The sequence below is a fragment of the Zobellia russellii genome (assembly GCF_044597075.1).
Lineage (GTDB): Bacteria > Bacteroidota > Bacteroidia > Flavobacteriales > Flavobacteriaceae > Zobellia > Zobellia russellii.
This window is the reverse complement of sequence record NZ_CP139000.1, coordinates 2,369,566-2,384,962: the sequence shown is the minus strand read 5'-3', so window position 1 is coordinate 2,384,962 and position 15,397 is coordinate 2,369,566. Positions and strand designations below refer to the sequence as shown.

The 15,397-nt window shown below is 38.7% G+C and carries 10 protein-coding genes and 2 tRNA genes; 9 read left to right on the top strand and 3 right to left on the bottom strand.

The features are described from left to right. Positions 1–3 precede the first annotated feature (3 nt). Together gltB and SJY45_RS09670 are read right to left on the bottom strand one after the other, a co-directional pair. Complete coding sequence (gene gltB / locus SJY45_RS09675; RefSeq protein WP_400070346.1) at positions 4–4,512, bottom strand: glutamate synthase large subunit; 4,509 nt, start codon at positions 4,510–4,512, stop codon at positions 4–6. Positions 4,513–4,826: 314 nt separating this feature from the next. Continuing rightward, positions 4,827–5,969: an acyl-CoA dehydrogenase gene (locus SJY45_RS09670; RefSeq protein ID WP_400070344.1), complete on the bottom strand. Its 1,143-nt coding sequence runs from the start codon at positions 5,967–5,969 to the stop codon at positions 4,827–4,829. Positions 5,970–6,244: 275 nt separating this feature from the next. On the opposite strand from SJY45_RS09670, the gene SJY45_RS09665 reads away from it, so the two are divergent. The 7 genes from SJY45_RS09665 to SJY45_RS09635 all read left to right on the top strand — a co-directional run bounded on the left by SJY45_RS09665 (position 6,245) and on the right by SJY45_RS09635 (position 12,253). Next, positions 6,245–7,477, top strand: coding sequence for a Glu/Leu/Phe/Val dehydrogenase dimerization domain-containing protein (locus tag SJY45_RS09665; RefSeq protein ID WP_400070342.1), 1,233 nt, complete (start codon positions 6,245–6,247; stop codon positions 7,475–7,477). Positions 7,478–7,488: 11 nt separating this feature from the next. Beyond that, the gene (nhaD, locus tag SJY45_RS09660) at positions 7,489–8,826 is read left to right on the top strand and encodes a sodium:proton antiporter NhaD (RefSeq protein ID WP_215441094.1); all 1,338 of its coding nucleotides are present in this window, start codon (positions 7,489–7,491) and stop codon (positions 8,824–8,826) included. A gap of 51 nt (positions 8,827–8,877) precedes the next feature. Continuing rightward, positions 8,878–9,570, top strand: coding sequence for a MotA/TolQ/ExbB proton channel family protein (locus SJY45_RS09655; RefSeq protein ID WP_194526076.1), 693 nt, complete (start codon positions 8,878–8,880; stop codon positions 9,568–9,570). Between the two features lie 10 nt (positions 9,571–9,580). Further along, positions 9,581–9,967 (top strand): biopolymer transporter ExbD, encoded by a 387-nt coding sequence (locus tag SJY45_RS09650; protein WP_215441096.1) that lies wholly within the window; start codon positions 9,581–9,583, stop codon positions 9,965–9,967. Beyond that, positions 9,967–10,908, top strand: coding sequence for an energy transducer TonB (locus SJY45_RS09645; protein WP_289041507.1), 942 nt, complete (start codon positions 9,967–9,969; stop codon positions 10,906–10,908). Before SJY45_RS09650 ends, SJY45_RS09645 begins: the two co-directional genes overlap by 1 nt. After that, positions 10,905–12,116: a bifunctional folylpolyglutamate synthase/dihydrofolate synthase gene (locus SJY45_RS09640; protein ID WP_400070338.1), complete on the top strand. Its 1,212-nt coding sequence runs from the start codon at positions 10,905–10,907 to the stop codon at positions 12,114–12,116. The genes SJY45_RS09645 and SJY45_RS09640 overlap by 4 nt, the downstream gene beginning before the upstream one ends. Positions 12,117–12,175: 59 nt before the next feature. Further along, positions 12,176–12,253, top strand: a tRNA-Val gene (locus SJY45_RS09635). Positions 12,254–12,629: 376 nt separating this feature from the next. Here SJY45_RS09635 and SJY45_RS09630 read toward each other — a convergent pair. Continuing rightward, positions 12,630–14,000, bottom strand: a complete 1,371-nt coding sequence (locus SJY45_RS09630; RefSeq protein WP_400070336.1) for a c-type cytochrome domain-containing protein — start codon at positions 13,998–14,000, stop codon at positions 12,630–12,632. 412 nt (positions 14,001–14,412) lie between these two features. Between SJY45_RS09630 and SJY45_RS09625 the strand changes: the two genes are divergently transcribed. Further along, positions 14,413–14,487, top strand: a tRNA-Val gene (locus SJY45_RS09625). Between the two features lie 523 nt (positions 14,488–15,010). Next, positions 15,011–15,166, top strand: a complete 156-nt coding sequence (locus SJY45_RS09620) for a hypothetical protein (RefSeq protein WP_215441104.1) — start codon at positions 15,011–15,013, stop codon at positions 15,164–15,166. Positions 15,167–15,397: the final 231 nt, after the last annotated feature.

Sequence of the window (15,397 nt, the reverse complement as noted above, 5' to 3'; positions counted from 1 at the left end):
ACTTTAAATAGTTTCTAATTTTTCTCTTTCCATACGTAATAATGCCTGTTTGTATTCTTCAGGTAAGACCTTGATGAATTTAGGTAGACAATCTTCCCATTTCTCTAAAATTCTTTGTGCCAATGGGCTCAAGGTAGAGTTGTAGTGACTTTCTATTAAATCCTTCAATTGTTTAACATCATTATCTTCGGTAACCTCTAACAAATTAAGGTCCTCATTGTTACATTTTTTTCTGAAAGTTCCTTTCTGATCATATATGTAGGCGATACCACCACTCATACCAGCTCCAAAGTTTCTTCCTACTTCACCAAGTATTACGGCCACACCTCCGGTCATATACTCACAACCATGATCTCCAATACCTTCTACTACCGCTTTTGCTCCCGAGTTACGAACGCAGAAACGTTCTCCTGCTTTTCCGTTGATGTAAGCACGTCCCGCGGTTGCTCCGTAAAGCGTAACGTTACCCGTAATTACATTGTCTTCTGGTACAATGGTAGATTTCTCTGGAACTTTAATGACCAATTTGGCCCCTGATAGTCCTTTTCCAAGGTAATCATTGGTGTTTCCGTTTACTGTCATTGTAAGACCTCTGGTGGCAAATGCACCAAAACTTTGTCCCGCAGAACCAGTAAAGTTCAGTTTTAAAGTATTGATAGGAAGGCCTTGTGCCCCGTATACTTTAGAGATTTCATTACTGATGATTGCTCCAACGGCACGATCCGTATTTTTAATGGGGAAATCTAATGTTAGCTTTTCCTTTCTAAATAAAGACGGATTTGCTTTTGCTATAATATCAAACTCAATTGAGTTGTCAATGTCGTGCGTTTGTTTCTGAGTGTTGTAAAATTTGGTTCCTGCCGGTACATCAACCTCGTATAAAATAGGAGTTAAATCAATACCTGCCGATTTGTAATGATCAATAGCTTTCTTACGGTCTAGTTTTTGAACCTGACCCACCATTTCGTTTATAGTTCTGAAACCTAGTTGAGCCATTATTTCACGTAATTCCTGAGCTACAAAATACATGTAGTTTACAACGTGTTCCGGTTTTCCTGCAAATTTCTTACGTAATTCAGGATTTTGGGTTGCAATACCTACTGGGCATGTGTTTAGATGGCAAACACGCATCATAATACATCCTGAAGCAACAAGCGGAGCGGTCGCAAAACCAAACTCTTCTGCTCCAAGGAGACAAGCAACAGCAACATCACGTCCTGTTTTAAGCTGACCATCACACTCAAGAACAATCCTGTTTCTTAGGTCGTTCATGACCAATGTTTGTTGCGCTTCCGCTATACCAAGCTCCCATGGTAGACCAGCGTGTTTTAGGGAAGTCAATGGAGACGCTCCCGTACCTCCATCAAATCCGGAAATAAGAACAACATCTGCCTTGGCTTTAGAAACCCCTGCCGCAACGGTACCAACACCTACTTCGGAAACGAGCTTCACATTTATACGAGCTTCACGGTTAGCCGATTTTAAATCATAGATTAACTGTGATAAATCCTCGATTGAGTAGATATCGTGATGTGGTGGAGGCGAAATCAACCCTACGTAAGGAGTAGAGTTTCTTGTTTTGGCTATGGATGGGTTTACTTTTGGACCAGGTAGTTGGCCACCTTCACCAGGTTTGGCACCCTGTGCCATTTTAATCTGTATTTCTTGTGCATTGGTCAGGTAATCGGATGTTACTCCAAAACGTCCTGAAGCTACCTGCTTAATGGCACTGTTCTTCCAATCTCCAGTAGCATTTTTGTAGAAACGTTCTGCATCTTCACCACCTTCGCCGGAATTACTTTTACCACCAATACGGTTCATGGCTATTGCCAAGTTTTCGTGTGCTTCTTTACTAATAGAACCGTAAGACATAGCTCCTGTCTTAAAGCGCTTCACGATTTCTGTCCATGGTTCAACTTCGTCCAATGGAATAGGATCGTAATTGGAGAATTCAAATAGCCCACGAATGGTCATTAAGTTTTTAGACTGTTCATTCACCATTTCTGCGTACTCTTTGTACGTCTCATTTTCGTTACCACGTACGGCTTTTTGCAACTTGGCAACGGTTAATGGGTTGAACATATGTTTTTCGCCATCACGTCTCCAGCGGTAATCTCCGCCCATTTCCAAATCAAGGTTAGCGGCAACTTCTTTGGTGTTGAACGCTTTTTTATGACGTTTAGCTACTTCTTTTTCTATTTGGTACAAGCCTATACCTTGAATACGGGTAGGTGTGTTAGGGAAATATTTATCTACTACCTTGGTGTTTATTCCTATACACTCAAACAATTGTGAGCCTCGGTATGAGTTTAGCGTAGAGATTCCAATTTTGTTCATCACCTTAAGAATACCTTTACCAACTGCTTTGTTGTAGTTCTTAACGGCTTCTTCAAAAGTGAAATCGGTTATATCATGCTCCTCTATTTGCTCGCCAATAATTTCATTTACCAAGTATGGGTTAATTGCACTGGCTCCAAAACCGAACAATAAACAGAAATGGTGTACTTCTCTTGGTTCGGCAGATTCAATTATGATACTAAGCTTACTTCGCTTTCCTAAACGTTGCAAGCCACTGTTTACAAATGAACAGGCCAATAATGCAGGAATAGGTGCCATAGTCTGACTTACATTCCTATCCGAAAGGATAATAATATTAGTACCCTCATCTATAGCTTTTGATGCTTGTTGCAAAATAGCTTCTAAAGCATCTTCCAAACCGTTATGACCTCTTTCTATTTCATAAAGGACAGGGATGGAAACAACCTTGTAATCCGGACTGGCATCGTAATTTTTGATTTTATCCAAATCTTCTTTGGAAATAACCGGGTTCTGAATTTTTAATTTTCTACAATGTAATTCAGAGAAGTCAAATATATTATGGTCACTACCTAAGGTAAGGCTAATATCAGTAATCAATTCTTCACGAATACCATCTAATGGTGGGTTGGTTACCTGGGCGAACAACTGCTGAAAATAGTTGTAAATTAACTGTGGACGTTGAGATAGTACTGCAATAGGTGTATCCGAACCCATAGAACCAATCGGTTCTTTTGCCGTTTTTCCCATTGGAAGGATAATGGTATTAATATCCTCTAAGGTGTAGCCAAAAACAGATTTACGTTTTTCAAGCGAAGCTTCACCTAAAAATAGCGGACAATCATTATAAGGTATATTCTTTAAGTGAACCAAGTTGTTGTCCAACCACTCTTTATAAGGAAGTCGGCTGGCGATGTCTTCTTTAATTTCCTCATCGTTAATGATGCGGCCCTCCTCCATGTTTACCAAGAACATTTTACCTGGTTCCAGTCTTCCGTGGAATTCAACATTTTCAGGAGCAATTTGCACCACACCGGTTTCAGAAGACATGATAACGTAATCATCTTTTGTAACCGTGTATCTAGATGGGCGTAGACCGTTACGGTCAAGTACGGCACCAATATAGTTTCCGTCAGTAAAAGGTACGGATGCAGGACCGTCCCATGGTTCCATCATACAAGAATGGTACTCGTAGAAAGCTCTTTTTGCTTCGGACATGTCCGGGTTCTTTTCCCATGCTTCAGGAATAAGAATCATCATAACCTCTGGTAAAGACCTACCGGTCATCAACAAAAGTTCAACAACCATATCCATAGTTGCGGAATCTGATTTACCTGGAAGTATAGTAGGTAGGATGTTTTTTATATCCTCACCAAACCAATCACTTTTCAAAAGTTCTTCTCGAGAACGCATTCTGGATACGTTACCACGTAGCGTGTTTATTTCACCATTATGACACATGTAACGGAAGGGTTGTGCCAAATCCCAAGTAGGGAAGGTGTTGGTGGAAAAACGTTGGTGAACCAGAGATAAACGGGTTACCACACGAGGATCCATCAAGTCCTTATAGTATAGACTGATGTCCTTAGGCATCAAAAGCCCTTTAAATATGATAATTTTTGTTGAAAGGCTAGGTACGTAAAAGAACTTGCTTTCAGATAGTTTTGAGTTGATTACCGTATGCTCTGTAACTTTTCTGGCAACGAACAATTTAAGGTTAAAGTTAAAATAGTCCTGCTCATCACTTTCCTTGGCAACAAAAACTTGTTTAACAAAAGGCTCCGTTTCCATAGCAACACGGCCAGGAATAGATCGGTTAACAGGAACATCTCTCCAACCCAATAGTTTTAAGCCTTGTTTTTTTATGTTTTCCTCAAATGTAGAAATACAGAACTCACGTTGGTTCTCCTTTTGTGGCAAGAAGATGTTACCTACGGCATATTCACCTGGCTCAGGAAGTTCAAAATCACAAACCGCTTTAAAGAAGTCATGAGGTATATCTATAAGTATACCGGCACCATCACCAGTTTTTCCGTCTGAGCTAACAGCACCACGGTGCTCTAACTTATCTAATATCTCCAGTGCTTTGTGGATAATATCATTGGACTTTTTTCCTTTAAGGCTACAGATAAAACCTGCGCCACAGTTGTCATGTTCAAATTCCGGTAGGTACAACCCTTGCTTCTTCAACGTCATAGATTATGGTATTTATCCAAAAATAGCATTTCTGATGAATAATTAGCAGCTATTTTTGTCTAATCAAATAAAAATTCAACGTTTCAAATAAAACGTTGAAAAATATTCATATATGGTTTTTATGTGAGCTAAATTTATCAGAATGGTAAAATTAGCACATTCAATAGACCTGTGAAAGGTTTTTAGAGGGGGTATTTGTTATATTTCTTAATTTTTGAAGTTAACCCCCTCTGTTTTGTGTGGTGTTGTGGTATTTAGGTCTATTTTTTATTGTAAATGTGATAGAATTAACGGGGTAGGCAGTGCCTTAGATATTAATTTTTTAAAATACTCCTAGAGATTACTATTTTTTGAATCTCGCTAGTTCCCTCGTAAATCTGGGTTATTTTGGCATCCCTCATAAGTCTTTCTACGTGGTAGTCTTTAACAAAACCATTACCACCGTGTATTTGTACTGCTTCAACAGTCGTGTCCATAGCTGCTTGGGATGCATAAAGTTTGGCAATGGCACTAGATAGGTCGTAATTGTTACCTTGGTCTTTGTCCCATGCCGCTTTATATACTAGGTTTCGTGCCGCTTCTATTTGCACGTGCATGTCCGCCAGTTTAAAAGCTATGGCTTGGTGATTAGAAATTTCCGTGCCAAATGCTTTTCGTTCTTTAGAATATTTAAGTGCCAGCTCATATGCCCCAGCTGCAATACCTAGTGCTTGTGCGGCAATACCTATACGGCCTCCGGATAGGGTTTTCATGGCAAATTTAAAACCAAAACCATCTTCACCTATTCTGTTCTCCTTAGGAACCTTTACGTCATTAAAGTTAAGGGAGTGTGTATCGCTACCACGTATCCCTAATTTATTTTCTTTTGGGCCGATTTCAAAACCGGACATTCCCTTTTCCACAATAAGGGCGTTAATACCTTTATGTCCTTTTTCTCTATCCGTTTGGGCTATGACCAAATAAATGTCCGCAGTACCGCCGTTGGTAATCCAGTTTTTGGTTCCGTTCAGAATATAGTGGTCACCTTTGTCTATAGCCGTAGTTTTTTGGGAAGTAGCATCACTCCCTGCTTCGGGTTCGGAAAGGCAGAAAGCGCCAATTACTTCTCCAGAAGCCAATCGTGTCAGGTATTTTTGTTTTTGTTCTTCATTTCCAAAGGCTTCTAGGCCCCAGCAGACCAATGAATTGTTAACGGAAACCACTACAGATGCAGAAGCATCAACTTTAGATAGTTCTTCCATGGCAATAACATAAGATAGGGTATCCATGCCGCTTCCGCTATATTTAGGGTCGGTCATCATGCCTAAAAACCCAAGTTCGCCAAGCTTCTTAATTTGCTCGGAGGGGAATTTTTGAGCTTCATCCCTTTCGATTACTCCGGGTAGTAATTCGTTCTGAGCAAAATCGCGCGCAGCCTGTCTAATCATTAAATGTTCTTCTGATAATGAGAAATCCATAATTTATCTGTCTTTTTTTTGAGCTTCTACAAATATAAGCTTCTGAAATAAATTGTACACCTAGCAAAGTGAGCTAATTTTTTTTAAAAAATTAATGATTCATTAGTGGTCAAAAACTTTGTATCCCAAGCCAAATTTTTATATTTGTTGAATTCGTTTTTCGAATTGATTTAAACTGAAAGTTATGACACAGCAGTAACGCCGTTTTGGCGTAGAGAAAGAGAAATTTTTTAAATGGGGAATTAGAGTCATAATAGTATTTAAATCAATTTATAATGAAAGAGTTACTACAAGCATACGAAAATAAATCGCCTGAAATTGTCTTTAATTGGAAAGATAGTGAGACGGAAGCCGAGGGGTGGACGGTCATAAATTCACTTAGAGGTGGAGCTGCAGGAGGAGGAACCAGGATGCGTGAAGGATTGGATATGAACGAGGTGCTTTCTTTGGCAAAAACTATGGAGGTTAAATTTACCGTTTCTGGCCCACCAATTGGCGGGGCTAAGTCCGGAATTAACTTTAACCCCAATGATCCAAGAAAAAAAGGAGTGTTGGAACGTTGGTACCATGCGGTATCACCGTTATTAAAAAGCTACTACGGTACCGGAGGGGATCTTAACGTAGATGAGATTCATGAGGTCATTCCAATTACTGAAGATGCAGGAGTCTGGCATCCTCAAGAGGGCGTTTTTAATGGTCATTTTAAGCCTACCGAAGCAGATAAAATCAACAGAATTGGGCAATTGCGCCTTGGGGTAATCAAAGCTTTGGAGAACAAAAAGTATTCGCCTGAAGTTTCCAGGAAGTATACCGTTGCCGATATGATTACCGGATATGGTGTTGCCGAAGCAGTGAAACATTATTACGATATATACGGTGGGAACGTTGTTGGGAAAAAAGCTATAGTTCAAGGTTTTGGAAATGTAGGGAGCGCCGCGGCCTATTACTTGGCCCAAATGGGAGCTAAAATCGTTGGAATAATTGATCGCGCCGGAGGTGTAATTAATGAAGAAGGGTTTTCTTTTGAAGAAATCAAGACTTTTTTCCTTAATAAAAATGGGAACAATCTAATAGCTGGGGCTGATGAGATGATTCCTTTTGATGAAATAAATGAGCGTATCTGGTCTTTGCAAGCAGAAATATTTGCGCCGTGTGCCGCATCTCGTCTTGTAACAAGAGATCAGATAAATAGTTTGATTAACACAGGTTTAGAAGTAATTTCCTGCGGGGCTAACGTGCCTTTTGCGGATAAGGAAATATTTTTTGGGCCGATTATGGAGTATACGGACGGAAAGGTGAGTGTAATTCCAGATTTTATATCAAACTGTGGTATGGCACGAGTTTTTGCTTACTTCATGGAAAAAAGAGTAGGCATTGATGATGAGCTTATTTTTAAAGATACTTCGGATACCATCCGAAAAGCTATATTGAACACTTACAAACAAAATTCCTCTAAGGAGAATATCAGCCGAACGGCATTTGAAATTGCATTGAAACAACTAATATAAATAGATTGAGTATGGAGACCATTATTATTATCGTATTCCTCGCAGGTTATCTTGCGATTACCCTTGAGCATAACCTTAAAATAGATAAGCTAATTCCGGCTCTTGCCATGATGGCTATTCTCTGGGCTATAATTGCCTTGACCCATATGGATGTTTTTGAGGTCAACACACAACTTAGGGAGCTCGAGCCCACACATATAGATGAAATTCTACTGCATCACTTAGGTAAAACGGCAGAAATACTAGTCTTTCTATTAGGGGCGATGACCATTGTAGAAATTATTGATTATTTTGATGGTTTTGCGACTATTAAAGGGTTCATCCGAACTAAAAGTAAACGAAAGTTGTTATGGTTATTTTCAATATTGGCCTTTGTCCTTTCGGCTATCATAGATAACTTAACTGCTACAATTGTTTTGATTACCATATTGCAAAAAGTGGTTAATGATAGGGAAACACGTCTGTGGTTTGCGGGTATGATTATCATTACGGCAAATGCTGGTGGTGCGTGGTCTCCTATTGGAGATGTAACAACTACCATGCTATGGATCGCAAACAAAGTGTCTGCTTTGCAATTAGTGGAACACGTTCTTCTTCCTTCAATAGTTTGTATGGTAGTGCCAGTATTGATAGCTAGTAGATTTAAAGCCTTTAAGGGGAATCTTGATAGTAATATTGATGCTTTAGAAGAGCCAAAGTCTAAATATGGTGCAACAATGTTGTACTTAGGTTTGAGTGCTATCGTATTTGTTCCTTTCTTTAAAACGGTTACTCATTTACCTCCATACGTGGGTATGATGTTGTCATTGGCCGTTGTAGCAACATTTGCTGAAATTTATAGTAATTCAAAATTCAGTATTTCAAATGTAGAAGGAGAAGGAGATGATACTGCAGGTCACCATAGTCCTGTTCATCATTCACTTTCAAAAATTGAACTGCCAAGTATATTATTTTTCTTAGGTATATTATTGGCGGTTGCAGCTTTGGAATCTTTGGGTATGTTATTCCATTATGCCGAAAGTCTAAACGAAGCTATTCCTAATACGGATATTGTGGTAATGCTATTTGGTATTGGTTCCGCTGTAATTGATAATGTGCCTTTGGTGGCTGCTAGTTTGGGAATGTTCTCAGAACCAATGGATAATCCATTATGGCACTTCATTGCATATTCAGCTGGTACAGGAGGTAGTATGTTGATTATCGGTTCTGCTGCCGGTGTTGTTGCCATGGGTATGGAGAAGATAGATTTCTTCTGGTATTTAAAGAAAATAGCATGGTTGGCATTGGTTGGTTTTATATCCGGAGCCGTAACTTTTATTTTATTAAGAGATTTTGTATTAAACGTATAATTTAATCGATAAAATACCGTTATAGAGGCAACTCTAATACCTAAGAATTCTATGATGTTATTTCAAGATATGGCTCAAGATCCTGCAGCTGCGGATGTTATGTCAGAAGAGAAGACACTTTCCGTTATCGATTTGATATTTAATGGCGGTACAGGTAGTGTGCTTATTATAACGGTACTTTTTATCATGTTGTTCGTTGCTCTCTATATTTACTTTGAGCGTATTTTCGCTATCAAGGCGGCCTCAAAAATAGATAGTAATTTTATGAACCAGATTCGCGACCATGTTACCAATGGTAAGTTGGAAGCGGCAAAATTACTTTGTGCCCAGACCGATTCTCCTGTAGCGCGATTAACCGAAAAAGGGGTTTCTAGAATTGGAAAGCCGTTGGATGATATTAATACGGCCATAGAAAATGCAGGTACCTTAGAGGTTTATAAACTGGAGAAGAATGTTAGTATTCTTGCAACGGTTGCGGGTGCCGCACCAATGATCGGATTCTTAGGAACCGTAATTGGTATGATATTGGCGTTCCACGAAATGGCTACCAGTGGTGGTCAAGCAGAGATGGGCTCATTGGCTTCTGGTATATATACCGCAATGACAACTACCGTAGCGGGCTTGATCGTAGGTATTATAGCTTACATTGGGTACAATCATTTGGTGAACAGGACCGATAAAGTGGTTCATAAAATGGAGGCGAACGCCGTAGAGTTTCTAGACTTGTTGAACGAACCTTTATAATTCGCAAGACATGAAACTAAGAGGAAGAAACAAAGTTAGCCCGGATTTTAGTATGTCTTCAATGACAGATATCGTATTTCTGTTATTGATATTCTTTATGCTTACGGCAAACTCTCCCAATGCTTTAGATTTATTACTTCCAAAGGCAAAAGGAAAGTCTACGAACACACAAAACGTATCCGTTAGTATTGATAAGAATTTGCAGTACTACGTTAACAACGAGAGAATAAACGGAGAATACATAGAAATTGAATTAAAAAAGGCACTAGAAGGACAAGATAAACCCACAATTATTTTAAGGGCGGAAGAAAGCGTTGCCATCAAAGAAGCGGTGAACGTTATGGATATTGCCAATAGAAATAGTTATAAGGTGATCTTGGCCGTGCGACCCAATTAATGTCATTCCTAGACACGAGACACAAAAAGAAATCTTTTACACTTACTACTTTTCTACTAAGTGTATTGCTGCTTGTATTGTTCTATATAGGCCTTACCTATATGGACCCACCTATCGAAAACGGAATTTCCGTTAATTTCGGTACTACCAACTTTGGTAGTGGTAATGTACAACCTAAAGAGAAAATCCGATCAGAACCTTTGGATACACCACCTGTTGAACCTTCTAAACAAGAAGAGGTTGTTGAGGAAGTAGAAGAGGTTGCGGAAGATGTGCCTGAAGAAGTTGTGGCCGAAGAAGCCCCGGCTGAAAAAGTGTTGACTCAAGAGAACGAAGAATCCATCAAAATTAAAAAAGCTCAAGAGGCCAAAAAGAAAGCGGAAGAAGCAGAGAAGGCTGCTAAGAAAAGGGCCGAGGACGCTCAGAAAAAAGCAAAGGCGGAAGCGGCTAAAAAAGCTCAAGAGAAAAAAGCTGCTGAAGAAAAGGCCCGTAAGGAGCAAGAGGCTAAAAAGAAAAAGCTAGATGCGCTTATTGGCGGTATCAGTAAATCCGAAGGTAATGCTTCGGGAAGCGAAGGAGATGATAACAGAGCGGGTGATAAGGGACAGCCAGATGGTGACCCCTATGCTACGAGTTATTATGGAAGTCCCGGTTCTGGTAGCGGAACAGGTGGTTATGGCTTAAATGGTCGCTCCTTGGTGGGTAAAGGGCAGGTAAAACAGCAGTGTAACGAAGAAGGTAGGGTAGTAGTGAAGATTATTGTTGATCGCAACGGTAATGTAGTGAGTGCTACGCCTGGGGTTAAGGGAACTACCAATAATAGTCCTTGCTTATTGGAGCCTGCAAAGAAAACCGCATTTAAGCATAAATGGAATTTAGATTCCAATGCGCCTAGTCAGCAAGTTGGTTTTGTGGTCGTCAACTTTAAATTGGGAGAGTGACCTATCAGGAAACTTTGGATTGGATGTTTGCGCAACTTCCAATGTATCAACAAAAAGGAAAACAAGCCTATAATGCCAAACTAGATGGTATTCGCAACTTTGCAAATCATTTAAATCATCCGGAGAACAAGTTTAAGAGTATTCACGTGGCCGGGACCAATGGTAAGGGTTCCAGTAGTCATATGTTAGCATCAATACTTCAGGAGGCCGGGTACAGAGTAGGTTTGTACACGTCACCACATCTTAAGGACTTTCGTGAACGTATTCGTATAAATGGCGAATGTGTGGATGAAAACTTCGTGGTTGAATTTGTAGCGAATAATCAATCTTTTTTTGAAAATTATCATTTGTCTTTTTTTGAAATGACCGTAGGCATGGCCTTTGATTATTTTGCAAAGGAGAAGGTTGATATTGCCGTGGTTGAGGTAGGGCTGGGAGGTAGGTTGGATTCAACCAATATTATGCATCCTGAAGTAAGTCTGATTACGAATATAGGTTTTGACCACGTAGATATGTTGGGTGATACCTTACCTAAGATCGCTTTTGAGAAAGCGGGTATCATTAAAGAGGGTGTTCCTGTGGTGGTAAGTGAATTTCAGCCAGAAACGGACGAAACGTTTCGGAAGGTGGCCAAATCTAAGAAGGCAAAACTTATTTATGCGGAGCGTGAAATTGAAGAGGTGTATCCTACTTCGCTCTTAGGTGCATATCAAAAAAAGAATGTTAAAGGCGTATTGGCCGTTATAAGACAACTAAATGGTTTTAGTCTGGCAGATGAAAAAATACGTAAAGGGCTTTTGAATGTGGTCGAGAATACGGGTTTAATGGGGAGGTGGCATCAAATAAAAGTTGCTCCAACCGTTATTTGCGATACGGCACATAATAAGGAAGGTCTATCTATTGTGATAAATCAGGTATCTCAGCAAAAATTTAGAAAATTATTTTTCGTACTTGGTTTCGTGAAGGGTAAGGACCTTGATGGTATACTTCCGTTGTTCCCAAAAGATGCAAATTACTACTTGTCATCACCAAGTATTTCAAGAGGATTAGAGGTTAATGAGTTGATGGACAGGGTGAAAGATTTTGGTTTGAACGGGAGAAAATATACATCTATTGAAGCTGCGTATCATGCTGCTTTGACAGAGGCTGGACCGGAAGATTTTATCTTTGTTGGAGGTAGTACGTTTACTGTTTCAGAAGTAATTTAATTTTTTTTCTTTTTTTGTTTTGAGAAGTAAAAAAGAGTCTTATATTTGCACACCTTTTAGGGCAATTAGCTCAGTTGGTTCAGAGCACCTCGTTTACACCGAGGGGGTCGGGGGTTCGAATCCCTCATTGCCCACCAGAATCCTCAAGCATTAAAATGTTTGAGGATTTTTTATTTTTGAGACTTTTTACTTTCCACATTTTACTTCTTGTTTTGGTTAGGACAGCGTTAAATCATCCCTTCACAAAACATGTCCGCTCGTTATTAAGAACGTTAGAAAAGCTATTGGATTTTACTCAAAGATTAAAGCCAGGTTTTTATAGTGTGCGGCGAATTTTTCCACAAGTGTAGAAGCGTGGTATTGCTTGTGTCTAAATCAGAAATGGAACAGTTTTGCAAAGGTCACGAGTTGTTAGGCATTTATAGTTTGTCAACCACCAAATGTGCTCAGTCTTCATAAAAAAAAGCCACCTAAATAGTTTAGGTGGCTTTTAAAATTTTAAATGTAGATCGGTTATCCTTTTCCTATTACAATCTTTAGTTTTTCGTTGTTCTCCTGAATGTTTTTTGCTGTTTGGGCACTTACTCCTGTTTGCCATAAATAAACGCGCTTAAGGCTGCTTATTTTTTCTATACTTGGTAAACATGCGTCAGTTACTTTAGTACCGTATAGATTTAAGGCTTCTAAATGCTCTAGTCCTGCTAAGTGAGAAACACCTTTATCCGAAATTTCTGTTTTTTCTAATTGTAAACGAGTAAGGTTCACAAACTCTGAGATATTTGAAAGTTGTTCGTCACTAATATTTGTATTGGCCAGGTTTAACCAAGTCACATAGTCTTTTGCCTTATGGAGTTCTGCAAGTTTTTCTTGAGTAAGGTCCGAACCTGAATATTTAACGTCTAATAAGGAATTATCAGGACCTAAGATTTTAACTTCAAAACCTTGTTGTACCAGATTTGATAATTGAATGCTGTCCAGTTTTTGAAGCTGTACCGTCTCATACCATGGTTTTGGGTTGGTATCAATGCCATAGCGTCTTAGTAGAACTGGTTTGATGTTTTCGGTTACGTTCAGGCTAGTTAACGTGCCTTCAAAAGGAGCTCCTTGTTCAATCCACCATTCTACAGTTTTGATTTCATCATAGGTGAGGGCATTATTTGTAGGTGGCATGAACTTTACATTTTTTGGTGGAAGCGTAATTCTTCTAAAAAGTTCGCTGTCTTGGGTATTTCCGGCGGCAATAACATTTTCGCTCTCTCCGCCCATGCGTAATGAATCTGGGTGGCTCATGTTCAGTCCGCCTCGCTTTATTTCATCATTATGGCACCCTACACATTTTGCTTCAAAAATTGGAGCAACCAAATCGGCATAAACTTGAACTGAATCTGGAGTCATAAATGAAGGACCGGAGTCCTTTGTATCTTTTGCGCCCAATAGTTTTTGGATAGGGGCAGGAGCGTACTCGGTCAAGTAAGTTTCGCCATGGGTTAAATTTCCCCCTTTATGACCTTCTATAAAAAGCATGGCCAAAAGTAGGATGTTAAAACCGTGTTGTAATTTAATGGGGAAAGCTTTTGGTTTGCTTTTTAGGTACCATCCAATAAAGGCCACTATTACCAAGGCAATGCCCAGCCATCTATGGGCGAATAGGTGTTCTTCTTCGTATAGGCCGGTTTCTCCTAGGAACCATCCGGAAATTGCGGCACCTGCGGCACTAAGTGCACCTAATAACCATGCAAATGGAATTAGTTTGCTTTTGACTTCGGTTTTTTTGAAGCTTTCGTACCATTCTAAAACAATGGCTAAAAAAAGAAACCCAATAGGAAGATGTACAAATAGTGGGTGAAAGCGACCTAAAAAAGTTGAGAATTCTAATGCTATCATGACTCTTGGTTCTAAATTGTTGGTTTGAGTTGAACAATAAATTTATAATTAAAAAAAATACTCATGTTTAATATCAACTCAGTGTATGTGTTGCGCATACTGTATAATAATGAATCAATCTTTGAGCTATTGTAAATTTATTGTGATTGACGCAAAATACATATTTTAAATGATAGGATTAGTGCAATAAATGGTCAATCTATGCAATGTTGAGTATTTGTAGACTTTGTAAAGTGCGTAAACTTGTGTTAGGTTGGTTAATGGATAATAATTTAGCGTAAACTTTAGTGTTGTTAGGTGTAAGTTGTTGACTCTTTGTATTGAATGCGCGATGGAAGTTTTGTCTTACTAAAGACAATTAATTTATGTTTTCTTAATCCGAAATTAATTTTACCTTTGGCCCACTATTTATGGGTCATTAGCTCAGTTGGTTTAGAGCGCTGCCTTGACAGGGCAGAGGTCACTGGTTCGAATCCAGTATGACCCACATATTTCTCTCTTCTTCCCTGCTTGCAATTTTCACATTTTAACAATGTAGATCAGGTGTTTTTTTAAAATTCAATAATTACATCAGGGACAATTCTTTCTTTTTTGAGGAATAGGTAAATATTTATACTTTTTTATGTGACTTTTTTCGTTAAGTGGTTTCCTACTAAGTGTATAACCTGTTAATTACTAAGTGTGTTTAATCCGTTTGTTCTTCTTTTGGCAGTTAGTTTAATCATTTTTTTGGTGATTGTGGTATTTGTGATACCATCGGCCTTATCTTCTAAAGAGCATACTAGAAAAGGTAGGGGCTATTTAGATTTAAGAGGTAAAACAAAATGGAAAAAAAAGATGAAAGAAAAACCTGAGTAGAATCAAAGTAAAAACGAAAATTATATGATCTAAGATATTTGTGTTTAGGGGTAGATAAAGCTGTAATGTTGGTTTCAAAATAGAATTTTTGGTAAAAAGTGACTTTTTGTTAATTGCCGTGTCTAAAAGAATACACTAACTAACATTACTATATGATGAATGATCTTGTATTTGTATTCTTCAGTATAAGCATTGCCATATTCCTGTTGGGTATGGTAGTTATGCTTCCCAACATTTTGTTTTCTACAAATTCCAGTGCCAAAGAACAGAAACCTGAGGCGCTCAAGGATAAAGAGAAAAAAGAATAATTGACACCTTTTCGGTCAACTATTAAAACCAAGACATAGGTTTTAGGGTTGGAAAATGTTCTTTATTATTAAGATGGAAAAGCTCATTCTTGCTTTGTTTAAAAAGCAGATGTTGAGCTTTTTTTATTGATTACTTTTCTGTTTTGAAGGTGATTACTGGCGCTATATTTATACCTTTGCGTGTCGTTAATGAGTCTGTTAAAATATATTACGGTGACTTTTAGACATTTT